Origin of the sequence: Cupriavidus sp. BIS7 (genome assembly GCF_000292345.1) — a bacterium.
In the GTDB taxonomy this organism is placed as follows: domain Bacteria; phylum Pseudomonadota; class Gammaproteobacteria; order Burkholderiales; family Burkholderiaceae; genus Cupriavidus.
The window spans coordinates 1-6,566 of the sequence record NZ_ALOU01000119.1 but is presented as its reverse complement, the minus strand read 5'-3'; the positions used below and the strand labels follow the sequence as shown (position 1 = coordinate 6,566).

The following is a 6,566-nucleotide window of genomic DNA, read 5'->3' as shown; positions in this document are numbered from 1 at the left end:
CTATGTTCCCGGTCTATACAGAGCGGGAGAGGGGTTGGGGGAGAGGGCCAGCGACTGAAGCACCAACCACGTTGGTCAGTGACGAAAGGCTTTGCCCTCTCCCCCACCCCTCTCCCATTTGCATGGGAGAGGGGAGCAAACCGCCAGTGCTTCAATCCGCCAGCGCCATCTCCAGCACCCTCGCCACATGCATCGCTTCCCTGTCTGCGCCATCGTGAATCTGATGGCGGCAGCTTGTGCCATCGGCCACTACCAGCGTCTGCGCATCGGCCTTGCGCACGGCTGGCAGCAGTGACAGTTCTCCCATCCTCATCGACGCGTCATGGTGCTCGGCCTCGTAGCCGAAGTTGCCTGCCATGCCGCAGCATGACGATTCGATCAGCGCAGTCTTGAGTTCAGGAATCCAGCCCAGCACCTGCTCCACGGGCCGCACGGCGTCGAACGCCTTCTGATGGCAGTGTCCGTGCAGCAATGCCTGCGTGCGGCCAATCGGTTTCAGCGCCGGCGTGAATCGCCCGGCGGCATGCTCCCGGACCAGGAACTCTTCGAACAGGAACGCATTGTCGGCAAGCACGCGTGCCGCATCGCCGTAGCCGTACTGCAGGAACTCGTCGCGCATCGACAGCAGGCAGGACGGTTCCAGACCGACGACCGCCACACCGCGCGATACGAAAGGCAGCAGTGCATCAATTGCGCGTCTTGCTTCCGCTTTTGCTTCATCGACGAGGCCCGCGGCCAGGAACGTGCGGCCGCAGCACAGCGGTCGCTCGCCGGGCACGCCCGACAGATGCACGGTGTATCCAGCGGCTTCCAGCACACGCTGTGCAGCGCGTGCGTTTTCCGGCTCCATGTGGTTGTTGAACGTGTCGACGAACAGCACGACCTCCTTGCCGCCGACTGGTTTCGGCACGTAGTCGTTGCGCAGGAACGCGGGTTGCCAGCGCGGCAACGAGCGCCGTGCCGACAGCCCAAGCAGCGTTTCAGTCAACCAAGGCAGGCCGGGCACGCGATCTCGCAGGTTGAACAGCCACGGCAGCGCGCTGGCGATCGCCGCGTAGCGCGGCAGAAACGCCACGAGCCGGTCGCGCGTGCGCAGGCGTCCCGCGCGGGCGTGGGCAGCGCGTACTTCGATCTTCATCTTCGCCATGTCCACGCCGGTCGGACAGTCGCGCTTGCAGCCCTTGCACGATACGCACAGGTCCATCGTGTCCTTGACGGCGGGGTCCAGCAGGCCTTCGCTGCCAAGCTGCCCCGATAGCGCAAGCCGCAACGTATTGGCGCGGCCGCGCGTCAGGTGCTGCTCGTCGCGCGTGACGCGGTAGCTCGGGCACATTGTGCCGGCGTCGAACTTGCGGCAGTGGCCATTGTTGTTGCACATCTCGACGGCGGCCGCGAGGCCGTTCGCCGGATCGGTGCCGGTGCCGGGCGCGCTCTCGGCCTCCGTGACGGGGTCTCGCGTGACATTCCAGGCTGACCAGTCAAGCGCGGGCTGCAGCGGCCTGACCGTGTAGCCCGGCGGAAAGCGGAACAGCCTGGTGTCATCCATCTTCGGCGTGCGTACGATCTTGCCGGGATTGCAGCGGTTCTCCGGATCGAACAGTGCCTTGACCTCTTCGAACGCGCGGGCCAGCGCAGGGCCGAACTGCCATGCCACCCATTCGCCACGGCAGATGCCATCGCCATGCTCGCCCGAATACGCACCCTTGTACTCACGCACCATTGCCGCGGCTTCTTCGGCGATCGCACGCATCTTCGCTGCGCCATCGCGGCGCATGTCCAGAATCGGCCGCACGTGCAGCGTGCCGACGCTCGCGTGCGCATACCAGGTGCCGCGCGTGCCGTGCTTGTGGAATACCTCGGTCAGCCGTGACGTGTACTCCGCCAGATGTTCGAGCGGCACGGCGCAGTCCTCAATGAACGACACCGGCTTGCCGTCGCCCTTCATGCTCATCATGATGTTGAGCCCTGCCTTGCGGACCTCCCAGAGCGCCTTCTGCGCGCCGGCGTCCGGCATTTCGACAACAGACCCCGGCAGGCCAAGATCGGCCATCAACTCGACGAGCCTGGCCAGGCCTTGCAGCGTGGCTGCGCGGTCCTCTCCGGCGAACTCGACCAGCAGAATCGCCTCCGGCTCGCCGACCAGCGCTTTTTCGATCACCGGACGGAACGCAGGGTTGTTGCGGGCCAGGTCGATCATCGTGCGATCGACGAGTTCCACCGCCGCCGGCTTCAGCGCGACGATATGCCGCGTCAGGTCCATCGACTGGTAGAACGTGGGGAAATTCACGACGCCGAGCGTCTTGTGCATCGGCAGCGGAGCAAGCTGCAGCGTGATGTGGCGGAAGTAGGCAAGGGTGCCCTCCGATCCCACGAGCAGGTGCGCAAGGTTGACGCGGCCATCGGCCGTATAGGGCCGCTCATTGCGCGGCGCGAAGATGTCGAGGTTGTACCCGCCAACCCGGCGCAGCACCTTCGGGTACATCTGCGCGATGGCCTCGCGTTCGCGGGCGGCGATGCGTTGCACGCCGTCCGCAATCGCCCGGTGCGGCGCCGCATCCGCCGGCCAGTTCGTGTCGAAGCGCACGTCCTCGCCGCTGGCGAGGATGGCCTGGACGCCGAGCACGTTATGCACCATGTTGCCGTACTGGATCGAGCGCGACCCGCACGAGTTGTTGCCGGTCATGCCGCCGATCGTGCATTGCGCCGAGGTCGACACATCGACAGGGAACCACAGGCCGTGTGGCTTGAGCCACGCGTTGAGGTGGTCCAGCACGATGCCCGGCTGCACGGTCGCTGTGCGCGCCACGGGATCGAAATCGATCACCTGGTTCAGGTACTTGCTGTTGTCGATGACCAGCGCCTCGCCAACGGTTTGGCCGCACTGGCTGGTACCGCCGCCGCGCGGCAGCAGCGGTGCCTTGAAATCACGGGCGATATCGAGCGCCAGCCGTGCATCGGCCTCGTCGCGTGGCACCACGACGCCGATCGGCATGATCTGGTAGATCGAGGCATCGGTCGCGTAGCGGCCACGGCTTGCGTTGTCGAACAGAACTTCGCCGCGCAGTTCGGCGGCCAGGCGCCGGTACAGCGGTGATTGCAGCGCGGGCGCGGCGGCGCCGGGCATGAAGCGCAGCGGTTGCACGCCGGGCGGCGTGGGGGTGGTTGGCAAGGCCATGGCCGTGGATGTCTCCGGTTGCGTGCACTGAGAGACGTCGCCATGGCCTTGCGTTCGCGCCCGGGCGGGCAGCGGCAGGTCAGGCGGCGGCGTCCTGTGCGCGTTCTAGTTCGGCAATCAGCGCGTCGTGCTTGTGCTGCAAGTGCGCGCGCAGGATCTCACGCAGCGTGGCGCCATCGCGCCTGGACAGGGCATCGAGCATCTCGCCGTGTTCGCGCACGGCCATGTCCCATTTGTCCTGGTCGAAGTTCGAGCGGAAGCGCAACGCCTGAATGCGCAGGTTGATGCGTCGATAGGTCTCCTCGAGGATCGGGTTGCGCGCCGCAGCGTTGATGGCGTCATGAATGCGGCGGTTCAGGGCGTAGTAGTTGGGCAAATCGCGTCGCGCATGGCAGGCGAGCATCTCGTAGTGCAGCGCGCGAATCTCGCTGAGTTCGGCGTCCGTGATGCGCTGGCAGGCCAGTTCGCCGGACATCGCTTCAAGCGCGCCCATCATCTCGAACAGGTGGTCGATCGCTTCCTGAGAGAGCACCACCACCTCGGCGCCGCGGTTTGGCAGCAGCGTCACCAGCCCGTCGCCGGCCAGCACCTTGAAGGCTTCGCGCAGCGGCGTGCGCGAAACCTGGAGCAGATCGCACAGCACGCGCTCATTGAGCCGCGTGCCCGGCGCGAGGTCGCCTTCCATGATCATCGTACGCAGGCGGTGGGCCACCGCCACATGCAGGATCTGGCGGTCTACGGCTTGCGAAGGGGTGGTCGGGTTTGCACTCATCAGGGGTCGTGTGGCTTGACAGTATTGTATTCAAAAACTACTCTGGGGCAAGCACGAACTGTGTTTCTGTGTCACTGGCCCTGCCAGAAACCATGCAACGGACGGCGTAAAAGCCAAGTATCTGTTGATTTACAAGGCTTTTATGCGGTGAGTGCGGCGCTTGTGCCCGCCAACATTATCCCGCATGCCGGACCCGCAGTGCATCCCTGTTTTTTGAATACAAAATTCAAACGTAAGGATACGAGGCGACATGATCCGATTGAATTCCCACCCGAGCGGCCGGCATTTCCTCCAGATTCCGGGGCCCACCAACGTGCCCGATCGCGTGCTGCGCGCGATGGACTATCCGACCATTGACCATCGCGGTCCCGAATTCCAGCAACTGGGCAAGAAGGTGCTAGCCGACATCCGCAAGATCTTCCAGACCAGCCAGCCCGTGGTGATCTACCCGGCATCAGGGACGGGTGCCTGGGAGGCGGCACTGGTCAATACGCTGTCGCCTGGCGATAAGGTGCTGATGTACGAGACCGGCCACTTTGCATCGCTGTGGAAGAAGATGGCAGACAAGCTCGGCCTGAACCCAGAATTCATCGTTGGCGACTGGCGGCATGGCGTGGACGCCGCAGCAATCGGCGCGCGCCTGGCCGAAGACCGCAATCACGAGATCAAGGCGGTCTGCGTGGTGCACAACGAAACGTCGACCGGCGTGACCTCGGACATTGCCGCGGTACGCCGTGCCATCGACGCAGCCGCGCACCCCGCGCTTTTGCTCGTCGATACCATCTCCTCACTCGGCTCCGTTGACTATCGCCATGACGAATGGGGTGTGGACGTGACGGTCTCAGGCTCGCAGAAGGGTCTGATGCTGCCGCCGGGCATCTCGTTCAACGCCGTCAGCGCCAAGGCGATAGCTGCATCGGCCAGCGCACGGTTGCCCAAGGCGTTCTGGGGCTGGGATGAAATCATCGAATCCAACAAGAACGGCTTCTGGCCCTACACGCCCGCGACGAACCTGCTCTACGGGCTGTCGGAGGCGTGCGACATGCTGCTGGAAGAAGGGCTGCAGAACGTGTTCGCGCGCCATCGCCGCCACGCCGAGGCCACGCGCGCCTGTGTCAACGCGTGGGGTCTGGAGGTCCTGTGCCAGAACCCGGCCGAGTACAGCCCGGCGCTTACAGCCGTGGTAATGCCCGAAGGCCACAACGCCGATGCGTTCCGCAAGGTCGTGCTCGAGACATTCAACATGTCGCTTGGTCAGGGCTTGTCCAAGCTGTCCGGCAAGGTGTTCCGCATCGGGCATCTGGGCGACTTCAACGACCTGACGCTGATGGGCACGCTGGCCGGCGTGGAGATGGGTCTTGCGCTGGCGGGAGTGCCGCATCACGCAGGCGGCGTGCTGGCGGCGATGGACAGCCTGCGCGCCGCGGCATTGCAGCCCGCGCTGCGCGCAGCGTAGGCCGATTCAGTTGTCATGCGCTCCCCGCTTCCATGCCATGGGAGCGGGGAGCAAACAAGCAGTGAATTCAAATCGAGGGCGCCCGCAAGAGTCGTCCCGCCATTCCCAAGGAGACAAACCATGACGTTGCGTTATGCCGCACGCGCGCTCGCGTGCGCTTCGTTGCTAGGTGTCGCGTTGGCCAGCCCCGCATTTGCGTGGGAGCCAACCAAGCCGGTCGAAGTTGTGGTGCCGTTCAGCGCGGGCGGTGCATCGGACCAGATGGCGCGTTCGATCCAGGGCATCATCGCCAAGCACAAGCTGATGAACCAGCCGATGATCGTCGTGAACAAGGCTGGCGCCAGCGGGGCCGAAGGGCTGATGGACACCAAGGCATCGAAGGGTGACGCACACAAGCTACTGGTGACGTCGTCAGCGCTGTACACGGTGCCGATGATCAGCCAGTTGCCGTTCAACTGGCGCGACCTGACGCCGGTGGCGATGGTGGCGATGGACGAGTTCGTGCTCTGGACTAACGCCGAGGCGCCATACAAGACGCCGGCCGACTACATCGCCGAGGCAAAGAAGCAGCCCGGCAAGCTCAAGATGGGCGGCACGAGCTCGAAGCGCGAGGACCAGATCATCACCGCGCAGGTGGAACGCAAGGCAGGCGTGCGCTTCATCTATATCCCGTACAAGGGCGGCGGTGAAGCGGCGACGCAGCTCTCCGGCAAACATATCGACTCCAACGTCAACAATCCTTCCGAATCGATCGGCCAGTGGCGCGCGGGCGAGCATCGCGCGCTCTGCGTGTTTGCGCCGGACCGCATGCAGTACACGGCGAAGATCACCGGCACGCAAAGCTGGGGTGATATTCCCACCTGCAAGGAACAGGGACTGGACGTGCAGTACCAGATGCTGCGCGTGTTCATGCTGCCGGGCGGGGTCACGCCAGACCAGCAGAAGTTCTACGTCGACCTGATGCAGAAGGTGGTGGCAACGCCGGAGTGGAAGGAATACCTCGAGAAGAACGCGCTCAAGAACGAATTCCTCACGGGCCAGAAGCTGACTGACTTCCTGACCGCCGATGAAACCCGCCACAAGGACATCATCAAGGAAGCGGGATTTCTGGCGGCGAAGTAGGCGGGAGATCCACCGACTGTTGTCTCCCCTCTCCCGCACGC

At 64.3% G+C, this 6,566-nt stretch carries 4 protein-coding genes; 2 read left to right on the top strand and 2 right to left on the bottom strand.

Annotation, left to right across the window (positions count from 1 at the left end; all coding sequences use genetic code 11):
- Nucleotides 1-151 precede the first annotated feature (151 nt).
- Nucleotides 152-3,175, bottom strand: a complete 3,024-nt coding sequence (locus tag B552_RS0126775) for an FAD-binding and (Fe-S)-binding domain-containing protein (RefSeq protein WP_019452140.1) — start codon at nucleotides 3,173-3,175, stop codon at nucleotides 152-154.
- 79 nt (nucleotides 3,176-3,254) lie between these two features.
- Complete coding sequence (locus B552_RS0126770) at nucleotides 3,255-3,947, bottom strand: GntR family transcriptional regulator (protein WP_019452139.1); 693 nt, start codon at nucleotides 3,945-3,947, stop codon at nucleotides 3,255-3,257.
- A 250-nt stretch (nucleotides 3,948-4,197) separates the two neighbouring features.
- On the opposite strand from B552_RS0126770, the gene B552_RS0126765 reads away from it, so the two are divergent.
- Together B552_RS0126765 and B552_RS0126760 are read left to right on the top strand one after the other, a co-directional pair.
- Complete coding sequence (locus B552_RS0126765; protein ID WP_019452138.1) at nucleotides 4,198-5,403, top strand: aminotransferase class V-fold PLP-dependent enzyme; 1,206 nt, start codon at nucleotides 4,198-4,200, stop codon at nucleotides 5,401-5,403.
- A 120-nt stretch (nucleotides 5,404-5,523) separates the two neighbouring features.
- Nucleotides 5,524-6,525, top strand: a complete 1,002-nt coding sequence (locus B552_RS0126760; RefSeq protein ID WP_019452137.1) for a tripartite tricarboxylate transporter substrate binding protein — start codon at nucleotides 5,524-5,526, stop codon at nucleotides 6,523-6,525.
- The last annotated feature ends 41 nt before the right edge of the window (nucleotides 6,526-6,566 follow it).